We start from the raw sequence: 24,554 nt of genomic DNA, 5'->3' as shown, positions 1-24,554 counted from the left end.
AGGAAAACGCCCGCCGTGAATTCGGCGAAGACGGTGGATTTCGGGCCGGAATTCTGGCCGGCGTTCTCAAGCTAACGCGACCCGACACGACGTTCAAGCGCCTTTATGCAACCACTGTGCGGGCTTTTGTTCGCCTCGATCTCGCCCCGAAGTCAGCCCGTTAGCGTGGGTCTCATGCGAATTCTGTTCCTCGCCGGCGGAAGTCCGGCAACGGTTTTCCCGCTGGTGCCGCTGGCGACCGCCGCACGCAACGCGGGCCACGAGGTGTTGATGGCGGGGACCGAAGGAATCACTTCGTCGATATCCGGAGCCGGGCTGCCCGCGTTGTCGGTGAGTCCGCTGACGATGCTCGACTTCTTCACCAACGACAAGCACGGCAATTCTCTGGAATGGCCGCCGGACCCCGAGGACTGGAAGCTCTTCATCGGCCGCGGCTTCGGCCGGCTGGCGCGCGCGAGCATGGAACCGCTGCTCGACCTGGCCCGGTCGTGGCGGCCGGACCTCGTCGTGGGCGGCCAGCTCGCGTTCGTCGCCCCGTTGCTCGCCAAGCGGCTCGGCGTGCCGTACGTGCGGCACACCTGGGACAGCGGCGAGCCGCCGGAGGCCGACCTGGGCGCCGCCGAGGAACTGGAGCCGGAGTTCCGTGAACTCGGCCTGGACGGGTTCCCGGTCGCGGACCTGCACGTCGAGCTCTGCCCGCCCAGTCTGCTGCCACCCGGCCCGGCACCGGCCAACCTGCAGCACATGCGGTACGTGGCGTCGAGTCCGCAGAGGACGCTCGAACCGTGGATGTACACCCGGCCGGAGCGTCGCCGGATCTGCGTGACCGCGGGCTGCCGCGTCACCAAGGACCAGTACTTCGACTTCCTGCGCGACCTGGCCGGCAAGGTCGCCCCGCTCGGCGCGGAACTCATCGTCGCCGCGCCGGAGGACGTCGCCAGGGACCTGACCGCCGGGCTCGACAACGTGCACGCCGGCTGGCTCCCGCTCGACGTCGTGGCGCGCACGTGCGACCTGTTCGTGCACCACGCGGGTGGCGGCACGTCGCTGCTCGTCATGGCGGCCGGGCTGCCGCAGCTGCTCATCCCGAACATGCCCTCGTCCGTCGCGCCGTCGCAGCGGCTCACCGACTTCGGCGCGTCTCTCATGCTGATGCCCGGCGAGGACACGCTCGACGCGGTCGTCTCCGGTTGCCAGGAACTGCTGGAGAACCCGTCGTACACCGAACGCGCGCGGGTCGTCGCCGACGAGATCCGCTCCCAGCCCCTGCCCGTCGACGTGCTCGCCATCGTCGAGGAACTCGTCTAGGAGTTCGAACATGTGCGGAATCACCGGATGGGTCGACTACCGCCAGGACCTGACGGGTCAGGGCGAGCTGGCGGACGCCCTGACGCAGACCATGGCCTGCCGCGGCCCCGACGCGTCGGGCGAGTGGATCGGCGAGCACGCCGTGCTCGGCCACCGCCGGCTGTCCATCATCGACCTGGAGACCGGTCAGCAGCCGATGGCCGCCGACGAGGCCGTGATCACCTACAGCGGCGAGGTCTACAACTTCCGCGAGCTGCGCGACGAACTGCGCGGACTCGGCCACTCCTTCGGCACCACGAGCGACACCGAGGTGGTGCTGCGCGCGTACCTGGAGTGGGGCGAGGACTTCGTCGACCGGCTCAACGGCATGTACGCCTTCGCCATCTGGGACACCAGGACCGAGGAGCTGCTGCTGGTCCGCGACCGGATCGGCATCAAGCCGCTCTACTACTACCCGACCGCCGGCGGCGTGCTGTTCGGCTCGGAGCCCAAGGCGATCCTCCGGCACCCCGACGCCGAGGCCGTCGTCGACCGCGACGGCCTGTGCGAGATGTTCACCATCGTCAAGACGCCGGGGCACGCGATCTTCCGCGGCATGTACGAGGTCCGCCCCGGTTCGGTCGTCCGCGTCAACCGCGACGGGCTGACGAAACGCCGGTACTGGCGGCTGGAGAGCCGCGAGCACACCGACGACCTCGACACCACGATCGCGAACGTCCGCGCGCTGCTCGAGGACATCGTGGAACGCCAGCTGTTCGCGGACGTTCCTGTGGGAACCCTGCTGTCCGGAGGGCTCGACTCCAGCGCCGTCACCGCGCTGGCCGCCCGCAGGACGGGGGAGCTGCCCGCGTTCTCGGTGGACTTCGCCGGGCACGACGACCGGTTCGAGGCCAACGTGCAGTGGGAGGACCCGGACACGCCGTTCGCCATCGAGGTGGCGAAGCACGTCGGCGCCGAGCACGTCACGATCATGCTCGACAACGACGACATCCTCGACCCGTCGGTGCGCCGGGCGACGCTCGTCGCGCAGGACCTGCCGATCTCGACCGGCGACATGGAGTACTCGCTCTACCTGCTGTGCCGCGCGGTCCGCGAACGGGTGACCGTCGCGTTGTCCGGTGAGGCGGCCGACGAGCTGTTCGGCGGCTACACCTGGTTCCACGACCAGGACGCGGTGAACAACGGCTCCTTCCCCTGGCACCACCCGTTCGAGAAGGCCGGCGGCATCGGCGCGCTCAAGGAGGTCGGCCTGTGGGACCGGCTCGGGCTGGGCGAGTACGTCCGGCACCGGTACGACGAGGCGATGGCCGAGGTGCCGAGGCTGGCGGGGGAGACCGGGGCCGAGGCCCGGATGCGCGAGGTCGGCTACCTGAACCTCACGCGGTGGGAGAATTTCCTGCTGGACCGCAAGGACCGGATCAGCATGGCCGTCGGTCTCGAGGTGCGGGTCCCGTTCTGCGACCACCGGCTCGTCGAGTACGTCTTCAACACGCCGTGGGCGATGAAGAACTTCGACGGCAGGGAGAAGAGCCTGCTGCGTGCGGCCATGCGCGGTGTGCTGCCGGACAGCGTGCTCGACCGCAAGAAGAACCCGTATCCGTCCACACAGGACGACAAGTACGAGGTGGCGCTGCGCGAACAGGTCGAGAAGCTCTGCACGCCCGATTCGCCGGTGCTCCAGCTCGTGTCCGAGGAGGGCATCCGCCGGCTGCTCGCGCGGCCGGACGGCGCCTACGTGATGGGCGGCCCCTGGGCGGCCAGGGCCGTGCTGGAACGACTGATCGAGTTCAACACGTGGATGACCGAGTACGACGTGCGGCTCGTTCTGTCCGATGAGGACTGACGACCGAGGTGAGGACGGTGTTCCGATGTCAGTCACTGGCGAACCGGCCAAGGGCGAGTACCTGATCGACCCCGACCGGTCGGTGATCTCGTTCACCACCAGGGCGATCTACGGGCTGCTGCGGGTCCGCGGCACGTTCCGGGTCGGCCACGGCAAGATCTCGGTCGCCGAGCCCACCACCGCGTCCACAGTGGACGCGGTGGTGGCGGCGGGCAGCTTCGACAGCGCCAACGCCGAGCGTGACGCGCACGTGCGTTCGGCCGACTTCCTCGACGTGGACACGTATCCCGAGATCGTCTTCCGCGGCGAGCGGGTCGACCAGGCCGCGAACGGGAAGCGCACCCTGCGTGGCACGCTGACCGTCCGCGGCATGACCCAGCCGATCTCCTTGGCGCTGCACCGGGTCGGCGGCGACGACCAGGAGCTGGTCGCCCGCGCGACGACCCGGATCGACCGGTACGCCTTCGGCATCACCAAGGCCAAGGGCATGACCGCGCGTTATCTCACGCTGACCCTGGACGTCGTGGCGAACCGCTGATCGTGCGTGGTCATCTCCAGCCGGTCGTCGGCGGACAGGATGGCCTCGTGCAACCGGCGCAGCTGCGCCGAGGGCTCCACGCCCAGCTCGTCGGCAACGCTGCGGCGCAGGTGCCGGAACACCTCCAGGGCGCGGACCTGCCGGCCGGCGCGGTACAGCGCGAGCATGTACATCGCCTGGAGGTTCTCGTTCAACGGGTGCTGCGCGGCCACGTCACCGATCTCGCTGAGGATGTCGTGGTGGTACCCGAGCCGCAGTTCGGCCTCGAAGCACTGCTCCGTCACCGACAACCGGGCCTCCTCGAACCGGTTGACGTGCGCCCGCAGCAACGGCCCCGCCTGGACGTCGCCCAGCGCGGGGCCGCGCCACAGGCTCAGCGCCCGGCGGAACTTCCTGGCCATCTCGGCGTCGTCGTCCCGTCGCTGGGCCTCCCGGCCCTCGGCGACGAGCTGGTCCCACTCCATCAGGTCGAGCGAGTGGGGCGGCACCATGAGGAAGTAGCCGCGGTTGCCCGTGATCAGGCTCTTGTGCGCCTCGGTGAGCGAACCGAGGGTGGGGGACGCGGCTAAAGCGCGACGGATCTGGAGCACGTATGTCTGGAGCGTCGGGATGACCGTGCGGGGCGGGTTGCCCTCCCACAGTTCTTCGACCGCGGCGTCGATGGCGACGAACCTGTTGGCGTTGAGCAGGAACAGCGCCAGCAGCTGCCGTTGCTTCGGGGCGGTCGGCAGGTAGGAAACCCCGTTGTCGTGCATGGTCAGTGGACCCAAGATGCCGAATTTCACGACAAGCCTCTTCTGATAGTCATGTGTTGTCATGGCTGAACTGAGGTGTGTGAAAGGCAGAGCGAAGCGAAGCGTCGGTGCATGAGCCGGCGCGCACGGGATCAACCAGTTCCGCCGTTGGAACGGGATCAGCGTGGCGCGCGCCGGCACGACCGGCGACATTCACTTGGTCGGGGTCAGATGCCCCAATTAATTCCCCAGACCCCCCAGGCACTGCAGAATTCCGAAGCCCCACCCCAGATTCCGATTATCGCGACCGGTTGGCGCCTTCGGTTACGCCAGTCGGCCGTCGCTCGTCGATGAGGAAGTGTCTACCCCATGGATCCCCCGTTGCCTCATGCGATGCGCCCCGTGTTGCTGGTAGCGTTTCCACCCTGGGGCTGACCAATAGGATGCTCACTTGGTTAGAGCCTACCAGGAACCGCATTGACAACGGCAAGAAAAAACGGGCGATTCGGCCATCCGGGTGACTTTATCAACCGCCCGTGCCGTCGCCAAAGAAGCCCGTATCGGGCTATTCAAGACATGTCGCCGCAGGTCGTGGACTCGTGCGCGCGTTAGAGCCGGTCGTCGTGCCGACTGTGTTGTTGCGAATTCAAGCGTTCAAACAATCTCCTGTGGTAGGGCAAGCCAGTCCACGTCCTGGGGCGTGAATGACGGGCAGATGTTCTGCGCCTACGGCGCGGACCGGAATGGACGAGGGTTAGTCCATTCCGGTCGCGTCCGGAACTGTCAAATGTTCATTCGCGCGGTGTTCAGGTGTTGTACGCGTGCTTCTCACGCTTGTCGCGAAGCGCGCCGGCCCACCAGGTGAGCTGGTCGAGCAGTGATTTCGCGGCCAGGTCCGGGCCGTCGGGGTCGAGCAACCTGCCGTCCTCGCCGAACAGCGAGTGCGCCATGGCCAAGCAGATGGTTTCCCGAATGGTGGTCGCGTGCAGCTCGGCGAACACCTGGCGCAGCTGCTCGACGGCCCGGGAGCCGCCGGCCAGCCCGCCGTAGGACACGAACGCGACCGGCTTGGCGTTCCACTCGACGTAGACCGAGTCGATCGCGAGCTTGAGCGAGGCCGGATAGCCGTGGTTGTACTCCGGGGTCACCACGACGAACCCGTCCGCCGCGCCGATCCGCCGCGCGAACGCCTGGACGTCCGGTGACGGGTACACCCCCGTCACCACCGGGACGGCCTGCTGCACGGTGGGCAACGGCACCTCCGCCAGGTCGATCACGTCGACCGAGACGTCCCCGCGTTGCCGGACGTGTCCGAGGACCCATTCGGCCACGGTCGTGCCGAACCTGCCCTCTCTGGTGCTGCCGATGATCAAAGCCAGGTGCAGTGGTCGTTCTGCGGTCACCGGTCTCCCCTTGGGCGATATCGCTGTAGCCACTCGGCTACCCGCTGCGACCACGCTAATACGTGAACATTGGTTCAGGTCAAGCCTTTGCGGCAGGCTTCATCGATCACCGCTCACGCAGCTGCCAAGGGTGTTCTCACCTGCGAAGACTCGTGCGGTCACGCCCAGGTCGGTCTCGTCAGATCGTCGACCTGCGGCGTCCGTCGATCACCTGCTGGGCGACGTCGGACAGCAACTGGTGGGAGTTGCGGGCGTGTGTCCGCAACAACGAGAGCGCGTCCGCGAGGTCGACCTGCAGGCGCACGGTCAGGATGCCCGTCGCCTGCTGGATCGTGACGCCGCTGTCGAGCGCGTTCTGCACCTGTTCGGCGATCATCTCGCTCTGCCACAGCGCGCGGACGTGGAGGATGCCGATCGCCGCGACGTTCGCGAACGACTGCGCCAGCGCGGTGACGTCCGCCGGCGGGGGTCCCGGTGACGTCCGGAACAGGTTGAGCGCGCCGATCACCTGGTCACGCAACCGCATCGGCACGGCGTCGATCGCGGCGAACCCCTGCGCGCGAGCCGCCATCGCGAACCGGGGCCAGCGTTGCGGTGCCGCACCGAGGTCGTCACATCCCACCGGTGCACCGGTGTCGAAGCAGTCCAGGCACGGACCTTCGTCCTCCTGCAACTGGAACAACTCCAGCAGCCGCGCCTTCTCGGTGGAGGCCGCCACCAGGTTCAGCACGCCCTGCTGGTCGGCCAGCAGGATTCCGGCGGCATCCACGTCCAGCAGTTCGACACACCGTTCGGTCAGGGTGTGCAGGAAGTCGATGGTGTCGAACCCGAGCACGAGCGTGTCCGCCAGCTCGACGAAGGTCTGCGCCACCCGGTGGTCCACAACACGCCCCAATTCGCAGGTTCTCGCGTCGGCGTCATCGCCGGGGACTGGGGCGAGCGCACTCGCGATCCATGCTTCCACGTCGTGCCCGAGCACGATTGAGCCATCCGAGTGCCAAGCCGGCACGTCGTGCCGCACGCCTGAACCCGTTCGGAGGACGCGTGCCCACCGGAGGTCGTAGTGCGTCAGCCGGGCGTGCCCGGATCGCCCCATGCCGTTACGTCGACCGTGCCGGCGATGACCGACTCGGCGACCTTGCTGAGGTTCTGGTTGTGGCTGCGGGAGTAACGCCGGAGTGTCTCGAACGCCCGGCCCATCCCGATCTGCAGGCGCTCGGCGAGCACACCTTTGGCCTGTTCGACGAGCACTCTGCTCTGCAACGCGCCTTGCAGCTGCTCGGCGAGCAGCTCCTGCTGGTTGAGGAGCTTCGCCTGCAGCAGACCGATCGTGGCCACGTCCGCCATCGCCTGCGCCACCCTGACGGTCGAACTGCTCAGCGCGCCCGGCGCGGCGGTGAACAGGTTCAGCGCGCCGATGGTCTGTTCCCGCAGCCGCATGGGCAGGGCGTGCACCGCGCGGAACCCGGCCTCCGCGGCGACCGCGGAGAACTCCGGCCAGCGCTGCGGAGGCTCCGTGAAGTCGGCCACGGTCACGGGTGCGCCCGTCAGGTAGCACTCCATGCACGGACCCTGACGGTGCTGGAGCTCGAACAGCTCCACCAGCCTGGTGCGCTCGCTGGAGGCTCCGACCACGTGCAGTTCGCTGTGGTGGTCGGCGAGAAGAATGCCCGCGGCGTCGACCTCCAGGGTGTCGACGCAACGGTCTGCCAGGAGGTGCATGAACTCGACCGAGTCGAAGTCAGCGACCAGGGTGTCGGCAAGCTGCACGAACGTCTCGGCCATATTCTCCACTGACATGGTGCCACCTCTGTTGGTCGGTCGCCGGGCGATCACGCGGGATCAGGCCGTGCTTCCGGGGTTAGTCGCAGACGCCGGGCCACCACGTCGCGCGCGACGTCGATCACCGGCCTTTCCTCAGCGAACGCGTGCGCCCTCAGCCGCACCAGAGCCTCCTCCACGCTGACTCCCAGCTGCACGGACAGCATTCCGGTGGCCTGGTGGACCTCGGCGCGGCGCAGCGGCATGTCGGCCAGCAGCGCGGTGTTCTCGACCTGAACGCTCATGAGCTCGTCCAGCAGCAACGACAGGATGACGTCGGCAAGGACCTGGATGTCCGACATCTGCTCGTGGGTCATCGAGCTCGGGTACGTGCGGTGCAGGACGAGAAGACCCATCCGGATGGCCCCGCTGCGCAGCGGGAACGCGAACACCGCTCGCGCGCCGATCTCGAGTGCCGCTGGCACGAACAGCGGCCACCGCCGGCGGTTGTGCCCGGTGTCCAGGTCGCCGGCCAGCACCGGCAGACCTGTGCGGAACGCGTCCGCGCAAGGACCCTCGCCCAGCGTGAACCGCAGTTCCTCGAGCCGGGTGCCCACCTCGTCCGTGGCGTACCGGGACTCACCGCGATCCGGGCCGCTCATCAGCGTGAGCTGAACGCCGCTCACCTCGGCCAGGCGGACACCGGCGTCGCAGGCCGACTCGCTGGACACCTTGGCACCGCGGGCCGCCGAATCGGCGGCGAGGTACCCCAGTACCTTGGCCAGCCGCTCACCGCTCACCGCTCAGCCTCCCGTGATCCGGAGCATCCCGTGTTGTGACTTCCACCGGAGAGCCCACCCTAATCGTTCGGGACCGCGTTTCGACGGGGGCCACGTCGCTCGGCGAGCTCCTTGCGCAGAACTTCAAGAGCCTGGTGCTGGGCCAGGCGTACGACAGGGGGCGTGGAGCCCAGCACGGCCGCGGTCTGTTCGGCGGAGAGCCCGTACACCAGTCGCAGCCGCAGCACCTGCTGTTGCGGGCCGGGCAGCAGCCCCAGCAGCCGGGCGGCCTGTCTGCCGTTCACGGCAGCCCCCCGGCCGGTGGAGCGGGCATGGCGCTGACCCGCGCCGCCAACTCCCGCGCCCCGCCGTGGGAGCCGTGCCGGCGGGCGTGCGCGGCGAGCGGACGGATGCGGTCCCGCACGCGAGCCGAGCCGAGGGTGCCGGCCGACACGAGTGCCTGGAACCCGATGTCCACGCCCTGGTCGACGTCGCCTTCGACCAGGTGGTTGGTCGACAGCAGGATGAGGCTGAACGCGCGGCTGCGGGCCATGTCGTCGCCGTAGCCGTCGATCGCTTCGACAAGCAGTGGAACGGCGGTCCGGGCGTGCTGCCGGTCCACGGTCCGGGCCAGATCGGTGTGGACGGCGCCGGTGAGCGCCGACAGGTCCGCCGCGGTGAAGAACCTCGCCCAGTCGGGCACCCGCGTGTGGTCCGCGTCAGCGAACTGGCCCCGGCCGCGGTCGAGCTGTGTCCGGGCGCCGTCCCACGAGCCCTTCTTGGCCCAGGTCCACGCCGAGTTCATCGACAGGATGCTCCCGCCGATCTCGTCGCCCGACTGCTTCGCCGCGAGCTGTCCGAGCTGGAAGTACGCCGACGCCTCGTCGAGGCTCTCCTGGTGCAGGCACACACGGCCCAGCCGGTAGCACACGTTCGCCGTCAGCCCGGCGTGACGGCCGAGCCCCGCCAGCACCAGGGCGTGGCAGAAACGCGTCCGGGCCCTGTTCGCGAATCCGGCGTCGAAGTACGCCCAGCCGGCGACGTTGTGCAGGTCGGCCAGAGCCACGTACAGCTGCCGCCGCACCTTCCCGGACGCGGACGCGGTGAGCATCTGGTCACCCGCGCGGATCAGAGCGTCGAGGGCGGTCAGGCAGAACTCGCCGCCGTGCCGGTAGTCCGTCGCACGCAACGCTTGTGTGCCCGCCTCCAGCCCGGTGACCTCGGAGGCCCCGATCGATCGAGGGGACCGCTGATCGACCGGAAGACCATCGGGCATGGCCATGGCGGCACTCCTGACACCAGGACGGGAGAAGCGGGCGCCGCCGAGGTCCGGAGCGGTGGACGAGTCACCTGGGCTGAACCAGGTGCGAAGCCGATGATAGACCGGCTTCAGGTGGCCGTACGGATCGAGTTTCCGGCCGGTCCGGGGGCAGGGGTCAGTCGCGCCAGTCCGGGTCGGCGCGGTTGTCGGCCGCCGCGTCGACGTTTCCCCTCACCCGCGCCGCCTCCTGCGTGCATTCCACCGCGGTGTGCCTGGCGGAGTAGGTCTCCAGCCCGTCGCCCAGGCCCCCGGCACCCTGCGCCCAGGCAACGCCGACGGCCTCGTGGAGACCGGCGCGCAGGTGTACCCAGTCGGCGATCCGGCGCGCGGCGGCGGCGCGCTGGGCGGGGCCGCGTGCGGAGGGTCTCATGACTTCCACCATGCTCCAGGTCGGTGGGAAAAGCGAGGTAAGACAAGAAAGAGGTTGAGTCAAGAAGGACAGCGCGCGGGACTGAACCGCGGCTGTGCGGGTAGGTCCTCGTAGCGCGGGCGAGGAGTGGACCCGCTGACGAGGGAGCCCGTGTGAGCGAATCGGAACTGCGGCGCACGGCCGCGGAGGCGTTCGGCTGGACCGAGCTGCGCGCCGAGCAGCTGGCCGGCATGCAGCACCTGCTGAGGGGGCGGGACACGGTGGTCGTCATGCCCACCGGCGCCGGGAAGTCCGCCATCTACCAGGTCACGGCGATGCTGCTGGACGGACCGACGGTGGTGGTGTCGCCCCTGATCGCACTGCAACGCGACCAGGTGGCCGGCCTGCGCGCGAACGACGCGCCGCCCGCGGCCGCGGTGAACTCGGCACAACCGGCGCAGGACAACGAGGCTTCGTGGCAGTCCTTCACCGACGCGGACGCGGAGTACCTCTTCCTGTCTCCCGAGCAGCTGGCCAAGGAGGAGGCGCTGGACCGCCTGGAGCGGGCCAAGCCCTCGTTGTTCGTCGTGGACGAGGCCCACTGCGTGTCCGCGTGGGGCCACGACTTCAGGCCCGACTACCTGAGGCTTCGCCACGTGGTCGAACGGCTCGGTCACCCGCCGGTGCTGGCGCTGACCGCCACGGCGAGCGGGCCGGTCAGGACCGACATCGCCGAGCACCTGGGCATGCGGGATCCGGCGGTGATCGTCGCCGGCTTCGACCGGCCGAACCTGCACCTGGCCGCGCGGTTCTGCGCCGACGAGGCCACGCGCACGGACGCGGTGATCGACTGGGTGGCACAGCGGCAGGGGTCCGGACTGGTGTACGTGCCCACGCGCAAGGACGCCGAGCGGTACGCGGACGCACTCGCCGGCCGGGGTGTGTCCGCGGCGGCCTTCCACGCCGGGATGAGGGCGGCCGACCGGCGCCGCGTGCAGGACGAGTTCATGTCCGGCGGCATCGACGTCGTGGCGGCCACGTCGGCGTTCGGGATGGGCATCGACAAGCCGGACGTGCGGTTCGTGGCGCACGCCGCGATGCCCGGTTCGCTGGACGCCTACTACCAGGAGATCGGTCGCGCGGGCCGCGACGGTGCCGCGGCCGAGGTGATGTTGTTCCACCGGGCGGAAGACCGCGGCCTGCACCGGTTCCTCACCGGCGGCGGGCTGGACCGCGCCGGGGTGCGGCAGGTCGCCGCGGCGGTGCGCCGCCGCCGTTCGGGAGTGAGGATCGGCGAACTGGCCGAGAGTCTCGGGCTGTCCCGCCGCAAGGTCACGAACCTGGTGAACCTCCTGGAGGGCGCCGCGGTCGTGCGCACCGCCGAGGACAGGGTCCGGTACGTCGCGGACGCTCCCTCGCCCGCTCGGGCCGTCAGCGCGGTGGAGCAGGACGTCGAGCGGCGGCGGAGACGGGACCGCTCCAGGATCGAGGTGGCACACGGTTACGCGGAGGCGCGCTCGTGCCGCAGGCGGTTCCTGCTCGGGTACTTCGGAGAGCGGCTCGACGAGCCGTGCGGGAACTGCGACGCCTGCGACGAGGGCCTGCCGGCCGAGGCCGCGGAACAGGCTGGACACCCGCCGAACACCGTTGTGCGCCATGAGAAGTGGGGCCGCGGCACGGTCGTGCACGCCGAAACGGACCGGCTCGTCGTGTTGTTCGACGACGTCGGCTACAAGACGCTGTCGCTCGCCGCGGTGCGGGACAACGGCGCGCTCGTGCCGTTGTGACGATCGACGCGCACACGCGGAGCGGCCGGGGGTTTGACGGCACCGGTGGTGGCAACACCTCCGCCATGCCGATCGCCGAATCCTTCAAGAGCGTCCAGGGCGCCTACGCCGCTGACGAACGTCGCCCGCTGCTCGGATACCTGGCCTCGCTGGGCGCGTTCGGCGCGCTGGCGGGCATCGCCACCGCCGTCGGCCGGCACAAGGGGACACGACTCCCCGAGCGGTTCACGGCAGGTGACACCGTGCTGCTCGCGGTGGCCACCCACAAGGCGAGCAGGCTGATCACCAAGTCCTCCATCACCAGCGTGCTGCGGGCACCGTTCACCCGGTACGAGGAGCCTGCCGGTGCCGCCGAGGTCAACGAGAGCGTGCGCGGTCACGGCGTGCGCCACGCCGCGGGTGAACTCATGACCTGTCCGTTCTGCTCGGGCGTGTGGATCGCGAGCGCCCTCACCGCGGGCCTGGTGCTCGCGCCGAGGGCCACCCGGCTGGTCGCGACCGCGCTGTCGGCCGTCGCGGCGTCGGACTGGTTGCACATCGCCTACGACGCCGCCAAATAGCGCGCGATCGGTCTGCCCGCACGAGGACCGGGTCCCGGACCACTGCCGCGCCGTCCGGTTCGTGTCCACAGTGGATGGACCGGTCCGCGCCTCGCGGCGGCTCCTGCCTGCCCGGTTTCCCGCCCGCGAAGTGCGCGGAGGTGGCAGCGGTTCGTATCCTGGTGCTTCAAACAGCGTCGGTGCGAGGGGCCGAGAGTGGACGGGCAACGTCGAGACCGGCTCGAGCGGATGATCGCGGAACGCACCACGGGTTCCGAGTGGCCGCTGGCGCTGTGCGCGGTGTGCGTGCAGGTCCTGCCCGGCGTGGACGCCGCGGCGCTGGTCCTGCGGGGCGACGGGCGGGCGCAGGAGATGGTCAGCGCCAGCGACGCGTGGGCGGCGTCGATCGAGGAGCTCCAGTACACCCTCGGCGAGGGGCCCGCGGTGGAGGCCTTTCGCGGCGGCGGCCCGGTGCTGGTCCGGGACGTGACCACCGAGGAGGACAGGTGGCCCGGATTCGCCGACGCGGCCGCGGAGCAGGGCCTCGCCGCGATGTTCGCGTTTCCCCTCCAGGTCGGCGGCATCCGGCTCGGCACCCTGAACCTGTACCGGCGCCGTCCCGGCGGGTTGTCCGCGGAGGCGGTGACGGACGCGGCCCTGCTGGCCGATCTCGCGACGCTCGCGTTGCTGGAGAACGAGCTCGCGAACGACGAGGACAAGCTGCGGATGGAAGTGTCCTATCAGGACGTGCACATGGCGACCGGTGTGCTGGCGGCGAAGCTGCGCATCAGCCTCGAGGACGCCTTCGCCCGGTTGCGGGCGCACGCGTTCGCCGAGCGGCGATCGGTGCTGGAGGTCTCGCGCGACGTCCTCGACCAGCGGATTTCCCTCGAACGGCTGGCGGACTGAACGGTGTCGTACGACGACGGGTCGTATGCTGTGACCGTGTCCGATGTTCGAGATGAGGTTGTTCCCGCGCTGAGCGAGATCACCGCGAGCCTGATCGACCATCACGACCCGGACACCGTGCTGCGCCTGGTGACCGCCGCGTGCACGAGGTTGCTCGGCGCCTCCGCCACCGGCGTGATGCTGAGCGACCCGCGGGGCGGCATCAGCGTCGTGTCCGCCTCCGACGAGCGGTCGCGGTTCGTGGAACTCCTGCAGGCCCAGGTCGACGAAGGCCCCTGCGTCGACTGCATCAGGGACGGCGTGGCCGTGACCGCCGCCGACCTCACGACGGACGACCGGTGGCCCGCGTTCCGGCCGTCCGCGCTCGACGCCGGTTACCGCGCGGTGCACGCCGTTCCCATGCGGCTGGACCGGCAGGTGGCCGGGGGACTGAACCTGCTCTACCTCGAACCCGCCACCCTGGAACCCTGGCAGCAGCGACTGGGCCAGGTGCTCGCCGACCTGGCGGTCCTGGGACTGTCGCAGGAAACCGGCCCGGCGCGCGTCCACCGGCTCACCGAGCGCACGCTGACGACGCTGAACGACCGCGTGCAACTCGCGCACGCCGTCGGCCTGGTTGCGGGCACCCTCGACGTCGGTGTCGACGTCGCGCGGACCCTGATCCTCGACCACGCCCGCGAGCACGGCAGCTCGGTGCGCGACGTCGCCAGGGCCCTCACCAACGGCGAGGTCGATCCCGCCGCGGTGGCCGCACCACTAGCCGCAGGGGAGATCGGCCCAGACGGTCTTCCCGATCGGGTGCGACACGACGCCCCACTGCTCGGCGAGCTTGTTCACGATGATCAGGCCTCGTCCCCGCGTGTCGTTGAGCCTGGAGCGGCCCAGGGTGGGCAGGTCCGGTGAGGCGTCGTCCACCTCGATGCGGAGACGACCGGAGGCCTCGATGCGCCGGAGGCGGAGCTGACGGGGATGCCGCCCGTGGTCGTAGGCGTTGCTGACCAGCTCGGTCACGGCCAGCTGCACGTCCTCGAGCAGGTCCTGTGACAGGTGGCTGAACGCGCCGGAGATCCAGCGGCGCATCGCAGACAGCGAGGGTGTGTGCTCGTGCAGCTCCAGGGAGAGGGTCGTCGGTGCGGAGGGAGGTTCGTCGCTCGCGGCCATGGCCGAACCGGTCCACTTCTGTGAAGACGTTCGAAGTGCTCCGATACCCGGCTGCACGGCGCCGCAAACCGCGAAACCCGATCAGGTCGTCGGCACGTCAGCCGCGGGCGACCTCGTCGAGCACGTTCTTGGCGACGTCGCGCAGCTTGATGTTCTGGTGCTGGGAACGTTCCACGAGCAGCGCGAAGGCCTCGTCGGCGGAGCAGGTGTGCACGGCCATCAGCACGCCCTTGGCCTGGTCGATCACGGCGCGCGAGCCGAGCGCGAGTTCGAGGTGCTCGATGCGGTCGCGGGAGCGCTGCCACCGCTCGGCGTTGCCGATCGTGGCGGTCGCCGCGACCGTGAACAGGCGCATGAGTCCCTCGTCGAACGGGTCGAAGGCCGTCGCGGCACGGCTGTAGACGTTGAGCGAGCCGATGTGCCGTTCCAGCCCGTCGCCCGCGGCCGCCAGCACGACGGGCACGGACAGGTAGGCGCGGACACCGTGCGCGGCCGCCGCGGCTTCGAACTCCGGCCACTCGTCGAGGTGCTCGCCGACCACCGCGCGCACGGCCCGCAACGAGCGGGCGGCCTCCAGGCACGGTCCGCGGTCGGCGCCGTACTGCTGTTCGTCGAGTTCGACGAGCCGGTCGTCCGTGGCGGCCGCCGTGCGCGGTCTCTCGGTGGTCACCACCGAGAGGGTCACGGCGTCGGCGTCGGGTATCGCCCTGGCCGCGGTCTCCGCCAGCCGTTGCAACGAGTCGCCGAGCGTTTCCTCGCCCGTGAACGCGTCGCGCAGCAACCCCAGCGCTTCGGTCGTCTCGTCCAGGCGCACGAGTGGATCAGGACGATCACTGGCCGTCATACCCCGTACCCTCGTTTGCTGGAGATCAGGGCGCCGGCTGCTTGACGCGAAGTTCGGTGATCATACTGCCGTCGACGAGCCGTCCGGCGACGCACCGCGTCCGGTTCAAAAGCTTGCTCAAGGCGAACCACTGGCAAGATGAGCGCTGTGGACGTGACGACCAGGAACAACGTGACCGTGATCGGGCGTCACGACGGTCCGGCGGTGGTGCTCGCGCACGGTTTCGGTTGCGACCAGAACCTGTGGCGGCTGGTCGTGCCGGCGCTGGCCGAGCGGTTCCGGGTGGTGTTGTTCGACCACGTCGGCTCGGGCAGGTCGGACGCCTCGGTGTGGTCGGCCGAGAAGTACTCGACGCTGGACGGCTACGCCGAGGACGTGCTGGAGATCTGCTCCGCGCTGGACCTGCGCGACGTCGTGCTGGTCGGCCACTCGGTGTCGGCGATGATCGCGGTGCTGGCGGCGAACCGCGAGCCGGACCGGTTCGCGAAGCTGGTGCTGCTGACGCCTTCCCCGTGCTACGTCGACGACGGGGACTACCGGGGCGGGTTCAGCCGGGACGACATCGACGAGCTGCTGGAGTCGCTCGACTCGAACTACCTCGGCTGGTCGGCGACGATGGCGCCGGTGATCATGGGCAACCCGGACCGTCCTGAGCTCGGCGGCGAGCTGACCGACAGCTTCTGCCGCACCGACCCGGCGATCGCCAGGGTGTTCGCCAGGGCGACGTTCCTCTCCGACAACCGCACCGACCTGCCGAAGGTCGCGCTGCCGACGCTAGTGATCCAGACCGCGCAGGACGCCATCGCCTCGCAGGAGGTCGGCCGGTTCGTCCACGAGCAGATCTCCGGCAGCGAGCTGGTGACGCTGGACGCGACCGGGCACTGCCCGCAGCTGAGCGCTCCCGAGGCCACGGCCGCGGCGATCCTCGGGTTCGCGGGTGCGCGGTGATGTGCCAGGCGGACGACGCCGGTGGTGGCGGAGGCCACGACGAGGACGGCGTCGGCGCGAGGTTCTCGGCGTTGCTGGAGGACAGCGCCGAGGACCTGTACGAGAACGCTCCGTGCGGTTATCTCTCCACGTTGATGGACGGCACGATCGCCAAGATCAACGGGACCCTGCTCGGCTGGCTGGGGATCGAGCGCGACGAGCTGGTCGGCCGGTGGCGCTTCAGCGACCTGCTGACCGTGGGCGGCCGGATGTACTACGAGACCCACATCGGTCCGATGCTGTCGATGCACGGCGAAGCCGGCGGTCTGGCGCTGGAGCTGAAGGCCGCGGACGGGACGCGGCTGCCGGTGCTGGTGACGTCGAGGGTGAAGAAGGGCGACGACGGCTCCGCGCAGCTGATCCGCACCACCATCTTCGACGCGCGCGACCGCCGCGCGTACGAACGCGAGCTGTTGCGGGCGCGCCAGGAGTCCGAGGCCGAACGCGACAGGGCGCGGCAGCTCGCCTCGACCCTGCAGCGGACCCTCCTGCCGCCCTCGCTGATGACGGTGCCGGGGATGGAGGTGGCCGCCTACTACCACCCGGCCTCGATCGACGAGGTCGGCGGCGACTTCTACGACCTCTTCCCGCTCACCGGCGACAGCTGGGGGTTCTTCCTCGGCGACGTGTCCGGGAAGGGCGCCGAGGCGGCCGTGGTGACGTCGCTGGCCCGCTACACCCTGCGCTCCGCCGCGGTCTACAACCCCGAACCGGTCAAGGTCCTGGACAACCTGAACACCGTGCTGCAGCAGCAGTACCTTGGCGGGGACGTCCGGTTCTGCACGGTCGTCTACGGATGCCTCGTCCCCGACGACACGGGCTGCGCCATCACCCTGGTCAGCGGCGGGCACCCGCCGGCGATCGTGGTGCGCGCGGATGGCACGACGCAGTTCCTGCACACCCACGGCGGCATGCTCGTCGGCGCACTTCCCGAAGCGAAGTTCACCGAGGTCACCGCACACCTCGGCCCGGGCGACACCCTGCTGCTCTACAGCGACGGCCTCACCGAGGCCCGCCCGATCGACGGCAGCAGGGAGCGCTACAGCGAAGAGGAACTGCTCGACCACCTCGCGGCATCGGCGGCGACCGGCGCGTCCGAGGTCATCGGTGCGCTGACCGAGCTGCTCACCGGTTTCGGTGACGGCGTGGAGGACGACACGGCTCTGCTCGCCCTGAGCATCCCCCTACCCCGGAACGGGGACTCGTGAGCACCAGGTTCAGCACCACGACCAGAGCCACTCCGACCGGGCTGGTTCTCGCTCTCGTAGGAGAGCTCGACTCGTCCACCGCCCCCAAGGCACAGGAAGCCATCCGGCAGCTCACCCTGCGCACCGGTGATCAGCTGGTCGTCGACCTGTCCGGACTGGAGTTCTGCGACTCCAGCGGAATCGCCGCCCTCATCGCGGCACGGTCACTCGCCGGCAGGGCCGGCGCGACGATCGCGCTGGCGGCCGTGCCACGCCACCTGAGCAAGGTGCTCGGGCTGCTCGGCCTCGCCGATCTGTTCGGCACCCACCCGACCGCGGAGCACGCCCAGGAACCCGCGACCGAACACTGACCCCGTCAGGGCGTGGCAGGGCAGGGCACGACGGCCCACACGCACTTGCCCATCGCACGCCGGGCGACGCCCCACTGCTTGGACAGCTTGTCCACCATGACCAAGCCGCGGCCGCGCACCGAACCGGGCGAGGACGGCTGCAACTGGGGCAGCGTCGGCGAAGCGTCCTCGGTGACGATGCTGACGGTGCAGGGCTTGGTCGACTTGCGCAGCTTGAGGCGTGCCGGGAACCGGGCGTGGTCGTACACGTTGGACACCAGTTCCGTGATCACCAGGAGGACGTCGAGCAGGTCGTCCTCGTGCAGGTTCCCCAGGACCGACTCCGCCCAGCGCCGGACCTTTCCGGTGTCGGGGCCCGTGTCGGTGAGCTCCAGCGTGAGCCACGCATCAGCAGGACCTCCGTTGGCCAAGACATGGCTCCGTTCTGCCGGCATCACCTGGACGGGGTACCTCGCCCGCACCGATCAAAACTCCCGTGAGACGACGGTGCGTCACAGCGCCGGTGCTGCGAGCGAGCCGATCGTCTTCGTGTAGCGACCTCGGCGATTCTCACTGACCATGACTAGGAGTCCGGACGGAGGAGGGCTGCCAGGTGGAAAGCGCTGCACCAGCGGGCCGGCCGCTCGACCTCGTCCGGCCCATGCTCGCCACCCCGGGCAGCGTGCCGCAGGACGAGGGCTGGGCCGTCGAGTTCAAATGGGACGGCTACCGGGGCGTCGCGCACTGCCAGGGCGGCAGCGTCCAGCTGATCAGCCGCAACGACCTCGACTTCATGCAGCGCTTCCCGGAGCTGGAGGTCCTGCCCGGCCTGCTGCACCACCGGACCGCCGTGCTCGACGGCGAGATAGTGGCCCTGGACCAGGAAGGACGGCCGAACTTCGGCCTGCTCCAGCAGCGCAACAAGCTCGTCCCCGGTGTGCGGGAGCTTCGTCCGAGCCGGCCGCGCATCGCCTACTTCGTCTTCGACCTGCTGCACCTGGACGGGCGGTCGTTGCTGTCGGCGCCGTACGACGTGCGGCGGGCGATGCTCGCCGACCTGGGCCTGCCCGGCGATCACGCGGTGCAGGTGCCTCCGACGTTCATGAGCACCGACCCGGCGGACGTCCTCCACGTGGCGAGCCAGTACGGGTTCGAGGGGATCGTCTCGAAGCGCGTCAAGTCCCGGTACGAACCGGGCCGCCGGTCACCCGCGTGGGTGAAAACGCCGTTCCGGTACACCCAGGAGGTCGTGATCGGCGGATGGCGCGTCGGGCAGGGCAACCGCGCGGGCAGGCTCGGATCCCTCCTGCTCGGCGCCCACGACGGCCAGGGCGCCCTGGTGTACGTCGGCCACGTCGGCACGGGCTTCAGCCAGACCGTGCTCGCCGATCTGCAGCGAGAGCTGGAGAAGCGGGAGCGGCCCACCAGTCCGTTCGCCGTCGAGGTGCCGCGCGAGCACGCCCGCGACGCCCGCTGGGTCGAGCCGGAACTGGTGGGTGAGGTCGAGTATCGACAGTGGACATCGGACGGTCGGTTGCGGCATCCGGCCTGGCGCGGAATGCGTCCTGACCGAGATCCGTCCGGCGTGAGGCTTCCTCCGCCGGGGTGAAGGTGGCGGACGGGCTGCCGGCTCAGGCGGCGCCCGCGCACGCCGTCCAGACATACGCGGACCCGCTCGACACGACGGGCTTGTCGTGTCGAGCGGGTCCGCTCGCATGGCCGGCACGCCGGCGTCGGCCCGGTCACCACGCAGGTGCCGTGGCCCGCGGGCGCCCTTCCCCGGCCGGCCGTCAGCGAGGAGGCGGCGGGGACGAGGAGCCGGGAGCGGGCGACGGCGGCGCCGTGGCCGGGGGAGAAACCGCTGCCTCCGCCGGGGGCGCCGTCGTGACAGGGGGAGGAGGCCCGCTGCTCACGGAAAGTGTCACCGGCGTGCCCCGGAACGCGACGCCCTGCGGTGACTGCGCGACGACGGCGCCGGGCGGCCGTGGCGAGCTGACGGACACGGTCGTCACCTGGTAGCCGGCGTCGCGCAGCATGGCCGACGCCTTGCCGACGTCCGATCCGACGACGTCGGGGACCTTCATCTGCGCGTCACCGCGCAGGAAGCGTTCCTCGACCTGCGGCAGGGGCTTCTCCGGCAGGTCGGCGTGCACCTTCGTCATCGTGTCGAACCAGGTCGCCGCGGGCACGGTGCCGCCGTAGATGTTGCCCTCGGGGCACAACCGCGGCGGTCCCGAGCCGACGCAGATGCCCTTCGGCGAGGTGCTGTCGTTGAACACCTGGACGGCGGCGGCGTAGTCGGGCGTGGCTCCCATGTACGCCGCGGACTTGTACTCCTCGGTCGTCCCGGTCTTGCCCATCATCGGACGCTTCCAGTCCACCTTGCGCGCTGCCAGTGCCGCGGTGCCCATGCCTTTGCTGTCCTCGCTGAGACCGACGGCGAGCGCGTTCGCGAGGGGTTCGGGCACCGCCTGCTCGCACGGAGGTCGTTTCAGTTCAACGGGTTTGCCGTCCCGGTCGAGGACCCGCCGGATCGGGGTGGGTTTGCACCACGTGCCCCCGCTCATGATCGTGGCGGCCACGTTCGCGAGTTCGAGAGTGCTCGACGGCGCGGGACCCAGGGTGAAGGAGGCGTTGCCGTTGCCCGCGTAGAACTGCGCCTGGCTCACCCGCAGGTCCTTGGGGCCGTTCGGATCCGGCAGCACTCCGGCGATGTTCGTGGACATCGTCTTGCGCATGCCGAGCCGGGACGCCATGTCCACCACCGCTTCGAGGCCCGTCTTCTCCTCCAGGATCACGAACGCCGTGTTGGGGGAAGTCGCAAGCGCTTGCCGCAGCGGCATCTGCGGCGGGTAGCGGTCGTTGTGGTTCGAGAGGCAGTACCAGTAGGTGTTCGGTTCACCCGTGGCGGGACAGGAGGCGGCTCCGCCCTTGAACACCTTCGAGGTGTAGGAGTTGGGGGAGGCGATCACCGTGTCGATGCCGATCCCCTTCTCCAGGGCGGCTGCGGCGGTGAACACCTTGTACACCGAGCCCGTGCCGAACTTGTTCTCCACACCGCTCGGCAGGTCGAACTGAGTCTGGAACTCCTCCTTCTTCAGGCCGTAGTCGCGGTTGGCCACCAGCGCCACGACCTCGTGCGCGTCCTTTCCCGGTCGCACGACGGCCATGGTGTTCGCCACGCCGGGGGTGTTCTTCGGCGCCTGCGCCTCGACCGCCTGCTTCGCGTGCTCGGTGATCTTCGGGTCCAGCGTCGTCTCCACCCGGTAGCCGCCGATCTTCAGCTCCTCCAGGTTGAAGCCGGACTCGGTCAGGTACTCCACCAGGAACGAGCAGAAGAACCCGTACGACGGTCCTGCGCCGACACATCCGGTCTGCAAGGGACGAACGGGCTCCTGCAGCCCGAGCGGGGCGCTCTTGTGCCGGTCCGCATCCTCTTCGGACAGCTTCCCGTCGGTCAGCATCGCGTCGATCACGAGGTTCCTGCGTTCCACCGCCTTGTCCGGACGTGCTTCCGGGTCCAGCGCGGTCGGGCTGTTCACCATGCCCGCGAGCGTCGCGGCCTGGGGGATGGTCAGCTTGTCCGGTGTGGTGTCGAAGTAGGCCTGCGCGGCGGCGGCGACACCGAAGATCGTCGAGCCGAACGGCACGAGGTCGAGGTACCGCGCGAGGATCTCGTCCTTGCTCAGCGCCGTCTCGATGCCCACCGCGATGCGCGCCTCCCGCAGCTTGCGGGTGATGCTCTGTTCCTGGGCCGCGCTCTGCGCGTTCTTGTCCGTGCGGGCCAGCACGTGCACCAGATAGTTCTTCACGTACTGCTGGGTCAGCGTGGACGCTCCCTGCTCGACCGACCCGCTCGCGTTGTTGCGGGCCGCGGCACGCAGGCTGGCCAGCCAGTCGACGCCGTGGTGGTCGTAGAAGCGGCGGTCCTCGATTGCGAGCAACGCGTCCTTCATGTGCGGGGAGATCTTGTCCGGCGGCGTGCGCACCCGGTACTGGTCGTACAGATGCGCGATCGCCGTCCCGTCCTTGTCCGTCACCGTCGTCATCAGCGGCGGGTCGGAGTTCAGCATCTGGGCCAATGTGGACTGCACCTGGTCGCTGAGCTTGTTGGACAACGCTCCCAGCGTCGCGGTGGCGGGGAACAGGAGGCCGGCGACCAGCGCGCCGGCGAGCAGGCAGAGACCGGCGAGCTTGCCGGCACAGAGCGCGATTTTCTTGCGATCCACGGCGAGACTCCCCTCACGGAATGCGGCTTTCGACGGTTACCCGGCAAATCGCTGATCAGGCGCCCACATCGAATGAACCCCAGACCGGGAATTCGTCACCCAGCGTGCCGGAACACGGTTTCGCTCACCCTCTCGTGCCAACAAATGCGTGTCCGGTTTTTCCGTTCCTGGCACGGGTAGCTGGCCATCAGGAACATTCACGCAAGGGGAGGAAACCAATGCCGTCGCAACCAAGTGCACGCTCTCGTGTTGTTCGCACCGCTGCGATCGCGTTGGTCGCGAGCATGCTGAGTCCCGTGCACGTCCACGCGTCCGAAGGCTCGGACGACCACTCGGCCGGCTCGCAGATCGCGAAGCACGAAGGCACCGGCGAAATGCTCATGACACCACCGGATCTCGGCGTCGGCAACGTGGGCCGGGTGGACGGCATCGACGTCAGCAGCCACCAGGGCGACGTCGACTGGGGACACTGGTGGCGCGCGGGCAAGCGGTTCGTCTACATCAAGGCGACCGAGGGCACCGGCTACCGCAACCCCAAGTTCACCCAGCAGTACAACGGTTCCGCGGCCGTCGGCATGATCCGGGGCTCGTACCACTTCGCGCTGCCGAACCGTTCCGACGGCGCGACGCAGGCGCGGTTCTTCGTGCAGAACGGCGGCGGCTGGTCGCGGGACGGGCGAACGCTGCCCGGAACGCTCGACATCGAGTACAACCCGTACGGCGGCGACACCTGCTACGGCCTGAGCCACGCCGCGATGGTGAACTGGATCCGCAGCTTCAGCGACACCTACCACGCACTGACCAAACGGTGGCCGGTGATCTACACGTCCACGCAGTGGTGGGACAAGTGCACGGGACGCAGCGGCGACTTCAGCTCCACCAACCCGTTGTGGCTCGCCAGGTACGCGGCGTCGGTCGGCCCCATGCCCTACAAGTGGCCGGTCCACACCATCTGGCAGTACACCTCGTCGCCGATCGACCTGAACGTCTTCAACGGGGGCGCGGACCGGCTCGCCGCCCTGGTGTCGGGATGACCGGTGCGCGCCCCGGTCCGCAGGTCGGAACTCCTCCTGCTCGTCTTCCTCGGCGTGGTGTTCGCGGTGTCGTCGACCGTCGTCGTGGCCTCCGTGACGCACATCGAGAAGATCGGCCTGACCATCGACGGTCTGGAGGACGGCGCGGTGCTGAGCGCGGTGGCCTTGCGTCACGTCCGCATCAGCACGGGTCACCCGGACACCCTGGGCCGGGTGGAGGTTCTCGTGGACGAAACCATGATCGCGACGCGCCGTGACGGAGACCGGCTGACCCTGGAGGGATTCACACCGACCGAGGGAAGCCATGCGCTGACAGCGCGCGTCCGCAGCACCACGCCGTTGATCATGGATGCCGTCGTGGATCACGAGTTCACGGTGGACAACGCCGCGCCGTCCCCGTGAGGTCAGTCCGATGTGGACTCCCGGGTGTGTCACTCGATGCGGTCGACTCCGGCGGACGGCGATGAGTCACGCGGCCGTGCGGGTACCAGTCGACTGACCGATCGGCTGATGCCCAGGAGGACGACATGAAGACCAGGACGACCGCACTGGCCGCGCTGTTCGCCGCGATCCCGGTGGTGCTCGCTCCCACGGCCGCGAACGCGATCGCGTGCTACGGCGACTTCAGCGACACGGTCGGCACGCTGACCAAGATCACGCGCGAGGAGTTCCTGTCCCGTGTCTGCCAGGCACAACTTCAACCTGGAACAGACCGGCGGGACGTTCAGGAGCTCAAGGACGTCGTGCTCCCGAAGGCGGTCTCCGGTCTGGGCAGCATGGAGATGATCTACCGCCAGAGCAGGCCCGCACTCGACGGCGTCGTCGAGAAGTGCTATTCGCCCGAGGACTACTGCAGCCCGGACGCCGTCGGGCGCGCCACCCGGTGCATGAAGGACGAACTGCCGGGCGCCGCCATGAACGCGCTGGGCCCCGAGGCGCTGGCGGCGAGCTGTGAAGGGCTGAAGGCCGCGGCGGCGACCGACCCGCAGGCACTGCGCGAGAGGGCCCGCACCGCGGCCGAGTCCTACATCGGTTTCCTGCGGAGCCGGCAGAACTGAACTGAACGACGTGTAGGCGCGCCGGAGGCCTCCGGCGCGCCTACACGTCGTTGTTCTGCTGATCGCCGACCGCCCGCGCGAGCTCGGCCGCGCGGTGCAGGGCGTCGGCGCACAACGCCATGCGCCCCAACGACTCCACCTCGTCCGACAGATCGTCCGCACCGGTCACGGGTGCCAGCCTCGTGTCCGCGATCGCACGCACGATCGACACCGTCGCCGTGCCCATCCGCTGCGTGAGGGCGGCGATCGCGAGCATCACGTTCTCGGCCTGGCCGAGGCTGATCGGGTCTTGCCGCTCTTTGTCCGGAGATCGTCCGGGGCCGGCGTCCCAGGTGGAGGATGCCGCGCAGAGCGCGTCGACGAACGGTTGCCAGGCCGCGTCCGGCTCGGTAGCGGATTCATGTTCGTTCACGGGGCACCTCCGGTCAGGTCT

At 69.4% G+C, this 24,554-nt stretch carries 26 protein-coding genes and 1 pseudogene; 14 read left to right on the top strand and 13 right to left on the bottom strand.

Translation table 11 applies throughout. From position 1 onward, the window contains the following. The first annotated feature begins 174 nt into the window (after positions 1–174). From SK571_RS27015 to SK571_RS27005, 3 genes are read left to right on the top strand one after another with little or no spacing between them, the layout of a single operon-like run. The gene (locus tag SK571_RS27015; RefSeq protein WP_319986889.1) at positions 175–1,308 is read left to right on the top strand and encodes a glycosyltransferase; all 1,134 of its coding nucleotides are present in this window, start codon (positions 175–177) and stop codon (positions 1,306–1,308) included. A gap of 10 nt (positions 1,309–1,318) precedes the next feature. Continuing rightward, positions 1,319–3,151 carry an asparagine synthase (glutamine-hydrolyzing) gene (gene asnB, locus SK571_RS27010; protein WP_319986888.1) on the top strand — a complete coding sequence of 611 codons (1,833 nt, stop codon included), beginning with the start codon at positions 1,319–1,321 and terminating at the stop codon, positions 3,149–3,151. Between the two features lie 25 nt (positions 3,152–3,176). Continuing rightward, positions 3,177–3,689: a YceI family protein gene (locus SK571_RS27005; protein ID WP_319986887.1), complete on the top strand. Its 513-nt coding sequence runs from the start codon at positions 3,177–3,179 to the stop codon at positions 3,687–3,689. On the opposite strand, the gene SK571_RS27000 is transcribed toward SK571_RS27005, so the two are convergent. The 8 genes from SK571_RS27000 to SK571_RS26965 all read right to left on the bottom strand — a co-directional run bounded on the left by SK571_RS27000 (position 3,650) and on the right by SK571_RS26965 (position 10,057). Then, entirely contained in the window at positions 3,650–4,474 is an 825-nt protein-coding gene (locus SK571_RS27000; RefSeq protein WP_319986886.1) for an AfsR/SARP family transcriptional regulator, read from the bottom strand. The genes SK571_RS27005 and SK571_RS27000 overlap by 40 nt on opposite strands. Before the next feature lie 755 nt (positions 4,475–5,229). Continuing rightward, complete coding sequence (locus SK571_RS26995) at positions 5,230–5,826, bottom strand: NADPH-dependent FMN reductase (RefSeq protein WP_319986885.1); 597 nt, start codon at positions 5,824–5,826, stop codon at positions 5,230–5,232. Positions 5,827–6,004: 178 nt separating this feature from the next. Beyond that, positions 6,005–6,697: a GAF and ANTAR domain-containing protein gene (locus tag SK571_RS26990; RefSeq protein WP_319986883.1), complete on the bottom strand. Its 693-nt coding sequence runs from the start codon at positions 6,695–6,697 to the stop codon at positions 6,005–6,007. A 197-nt stretch (positions 6,698–6,894) separates the two neighbouring features. Continuing rightward, positions 6,895–7,626 carry a GAF and ANTAR domain-containing protein gene (locus SK571_RS26985; RefSeq protein WP_319986881.1) on the bottom strand — a complete coding sequence of 244 codons (732 nt, stop codon included), beginning with the start codon at positions 7,624–7,626 and terminating at the stop codon, positions 6,895–6,897. Between the two features lie 32 nt (positions 7,627–7,658). Continuing rightward, a complete protein-coding gene (locus SK571_RS26980) occupies positions 7,659–8,387 on the bottom strand; it encodes a GAF and ANTAR domain-containing protein (protein WP_319986880.1) in 729 nt (242 codons plus the stop codon). 59 nt (positions 8,388–8,446) lie between these two features. After that, positions 8,447–8,671 (bottom strand): sigma factor-like helix-turn-helix DNA-binding protein, encoded by a 225-nt coding sequence (locus SK571_RS26975; RefSeq protein ID WP_319986879.1) that lies wholly within the window; start codon positions 8,669–8,671, stop codon positions 8,447–8,449. Then, complete coding sequence (locus SK571_RS26970) at positions 8,668–9,648, bottom strand: transcriptional regulator (RefSeq protein WP_319986878.1); 981 nt, start codon at positions 9,646–9,648, stop codon at positions 8,668–8,670. The genes SK571_RS26975 and SK571_RS26970 overlap by 4 nt, the downstream gene beginning before the upstream one ends. Positions 9,649–9,802: 154 nt before the next feature. Then, complete coding sequence (locus SK571_RS26965; RefSeq protein ID WP_319986877.1) at positions 9,803–10,057, bottom strand: hypothetical protein; 255 nt, start codon at positions 10,055–10,057, stop codon at positions 9,803–9,805. A gap of 152 nt (positions 10,058–10,209) precedes the next feature. Here SK571_RS26965 and SK571_RS26960 point away from each other — a divergent pair, with 152 nt between their 5' ends. From SK571_RS26960 to SK571_RS26945, 4 genes are all read left to right on the top strand, one after another. Next, the gene (locus SK571_RS26960) at positions 10,210–11,823 is read left to right on the top strand and encodes a RecQ family ATP-dependent DNA helicase (RefSeq protein ID WP_319986876.1); all 1,614 of its coding nucleotides are present in this window, start codon (positions 10,210–10,212) and stop codon (positions 11,821–11,823) included. Further along, positions 11,820–12,383, top strand: coding sequence for a DUF1360 domain-containing protein (locus SK571_RS26955; protein WP_319986875.1), 564 nt, complete (start codon positions 11,820–11,822; stop codon positions 12,381–12,383). The genes SK571_RS26960 and SK571_RS26955 overlap by 4 nt, the downstream gene beginning before the upstream one ends. A gap of 195 nt (positions 12,384–12,578) precedes the next feature. After that, on the top strand, positions 12,579–13,271 hold the full coding sequence (locus tag SK571_RS26950; RefSeq protein ID WP_319986874.1) for a GAF and ANTAR domain-containing protein: 693 nt from the start codon (positions 12,579–12,581) through the stop codon (positions 13,269–13,271). A gap of 36 nt (positions 13,272–13,307) precedes the next feature. After that, positions 13,308–14,174: a GAF and ANTAR domain-containing protein gene (locus SK571_RS26945; RefSeq protein ID WP_319986873.1), complete on the top strand. Its 867-nt coding sequence runs from the start codon at positions 13,308–13,310 to the stop codon at positions 14,172–14,174. On the opposite strand, the pseudogene SK571_RS26940 reads toward SK571_RS26945, so the two are convergent. Continuing rightward, a pseudogene (locus SK571_RS26940) lies at positions 14,097–14,351 on the bottom strand (ATP-binding protein); the annotation flags it as partial. The gene SK571_RS26945 and the pseudogene SK571_RS26940 overlap by 78 nt on opposite strands. Positions 14,352–14,529: 178 nt before the next feature. Continuing rightward, positions 14,530–15,276: a GAF and ANTAR domain-containing protein gene (locus SK571_RS26935; RefSeq protein ID WP_319986872.1), complete on the bottom strand. Its 747-nt coding sequence runs from the start codon at positions 15,274–15,276 to the stop codon at positions 14,530–14,532. A 138-nt stretch (positions 15,277–15,414) separates the two neighbouring features. Between SK571_RS26935 and SK571_RS26930 the strand changes: the two genes are divergently transcribed. Genes SK571_RS26930 through SK571_RS26920 form a run of 3 tightly spaced genes read left to right on the top strand, consistent with a single transcriptional unit; the run spans position 15,415 to position 17,821 of the window. After that, the gene (locus SK571_RS26930) at positions 15,415–16,224 is read left to right on the top strand and encodes an alpha/beta fold hydrolase (protein ID WP_319986871.1); all 810 of its coding nucleotides are present in this window, start codon (positions 15,415–15,417) and stop codon (positions 16,222–16,224) included. Further along, positions 16,224–17,471 carry a PP2C family protein-serine/threonine phosphatase gene (locus SK571_RS26925; RefSeq protein WP_319986870.1) on the top strand — a complete coding sequence of 416 codons (1,248 nt, stop codon included), beginning with the start codon at positions 16,224–16,226 and terminating at the stop codon, positions 17,469–17,471. Before SK571_RS26930 ends, SK571_RS26925 begins: the two co-directional genes overlap by 1 nt. Further along, on the top strand, positions 17,468–17,821 hold the full coding sequence (locus SK571_RS26920; protein ID WP_319986869.1) for an STAS domain-containing protein: 354 nt from the start codon (positions 17,468–17,470) through the stop codon (positions 17,819–17,821). The genes SK571_RS26925 and SK571_RS26920 overlap by 4 nt, the downstream gene beginning before the upstream one ends. 5 nt (positions 17,822–17,826) lie before the next feature. Here the strand turns inward: SK571_RS26920 and SK571_RS26915 are convergent, their stop codons facing one another. Beyond that, positions 17,827–18,231, bottom strand: a complete 405-nt coding sequence (locus tag SK571_RS26915; RefSeq protein ID WP_319986868.1) for an ATP-binding protein — start codon at positions 18,229–18,231, stop codon at positions 17,827–17,829. Positions 18,232–18,413: 182 nt separating this feature from the next. On the opposite strand from SK571_RS26915, the gene ligD reads away from it, so the two are divergent. After that, on the top strand, positions 18,414–19,409 hold the full coding sequence (ligD, locus tag SK571_RS26910) for a non-homologous end-joining DNA ligase (RefSeq protein WP_319986867.1): 996 nt from the start codon (positions 18,414–18,416) through the stop codon (positions 19,407–19,409). 181 nt (positions 19,410–19,590) lie between these two features. Here the strand turns inward: ligD and SK571_RS26905 are convergent, their stop codons facing one another. Continuing rightward, positions 19,591–22,029, bottom strand: a complete 2,439-nt coding sequence (locus tag SK571_RS26905) for a penicillin-binding protein (protein WP_319986866.1) — start codon at positions 22,027–22,029, stop codon at positions 19,591–19,593. Between the two features lie 284 nt (positions 22,030–22,313). On the opposite strand from SK571_RS26905, the gene SK571_RS26900 reads away from it, so the two are divergent. The 3 genes from SK571_RS26900 to SK571_RS26890 all read left to right on the top strand — a co-directional run bounded on the left by SK571_RS26900 (position 22,314) and on the right by SK571_RS26890 (position 24,121). Next, positions 22,314–23,063, top strand: coding sequence for a lysozyme (locus tag SK571_RS26900; protein ID WP_319986865.1), 750 nt, complete (start codon positions 22,314–22,316; stop codon positions 23,061–23,063). Between the two features lie 3 nt (positions 23,064–23,066). Next, positions 23,067–23,465: a hypothetical protein gene (locus tag SK571_RS26895; RefSeq protein WP_319986864.1), complete on the top strand. Its 399-nt coding sequence runs from the start codon at positions 23,067–23,069 to the stop codon at positions 23,463–23,465. Positions 23,466–23,590: 125 nt separating this feature from the next. After that, a complete protein-coding gene (locus SK571_RS26890) occupies positions 23,591–24,121 on the top strand; it encodes a hypothetical protein (protein ID WP_319986863.1) in 531 nt (176 codons plus the stop codon). Between the two features lie 40 nt (positions 24,122–24,161). Here SK571_RS26890 and SK571_RS26885 read toward each other — a convergent pair whose 3' ends face one another. Continuing rightward, positions 24,162–24,533 carry a hypothetical protein gene (locus SK571_RS26885; protein WP_319986862.1) on the bottom strand — a complete coding sequence of 124 codons (372 nt, stop codon included), beginning with the start codon at positions 24,531–24,533 and terminating at the stop codon, positions 24,162–24,164. Positions 24,534–24,554 lie beyond the last annotated feature (21 nt).

The sequence above is a fragment of the Lentzea kristufekii genome, assembly GCF_033949925.1.
Taxonomy (GTDB): domain Bacteria; phylum Actinomycetota; class Actinomycetes; order Mycobacteriales; family Pseudonocardiaceae; genus Lentzea; species Lentzea kristufekii.
This window is presented reverse-complemented; position numbering and strand designations above follow the sequence as displayed.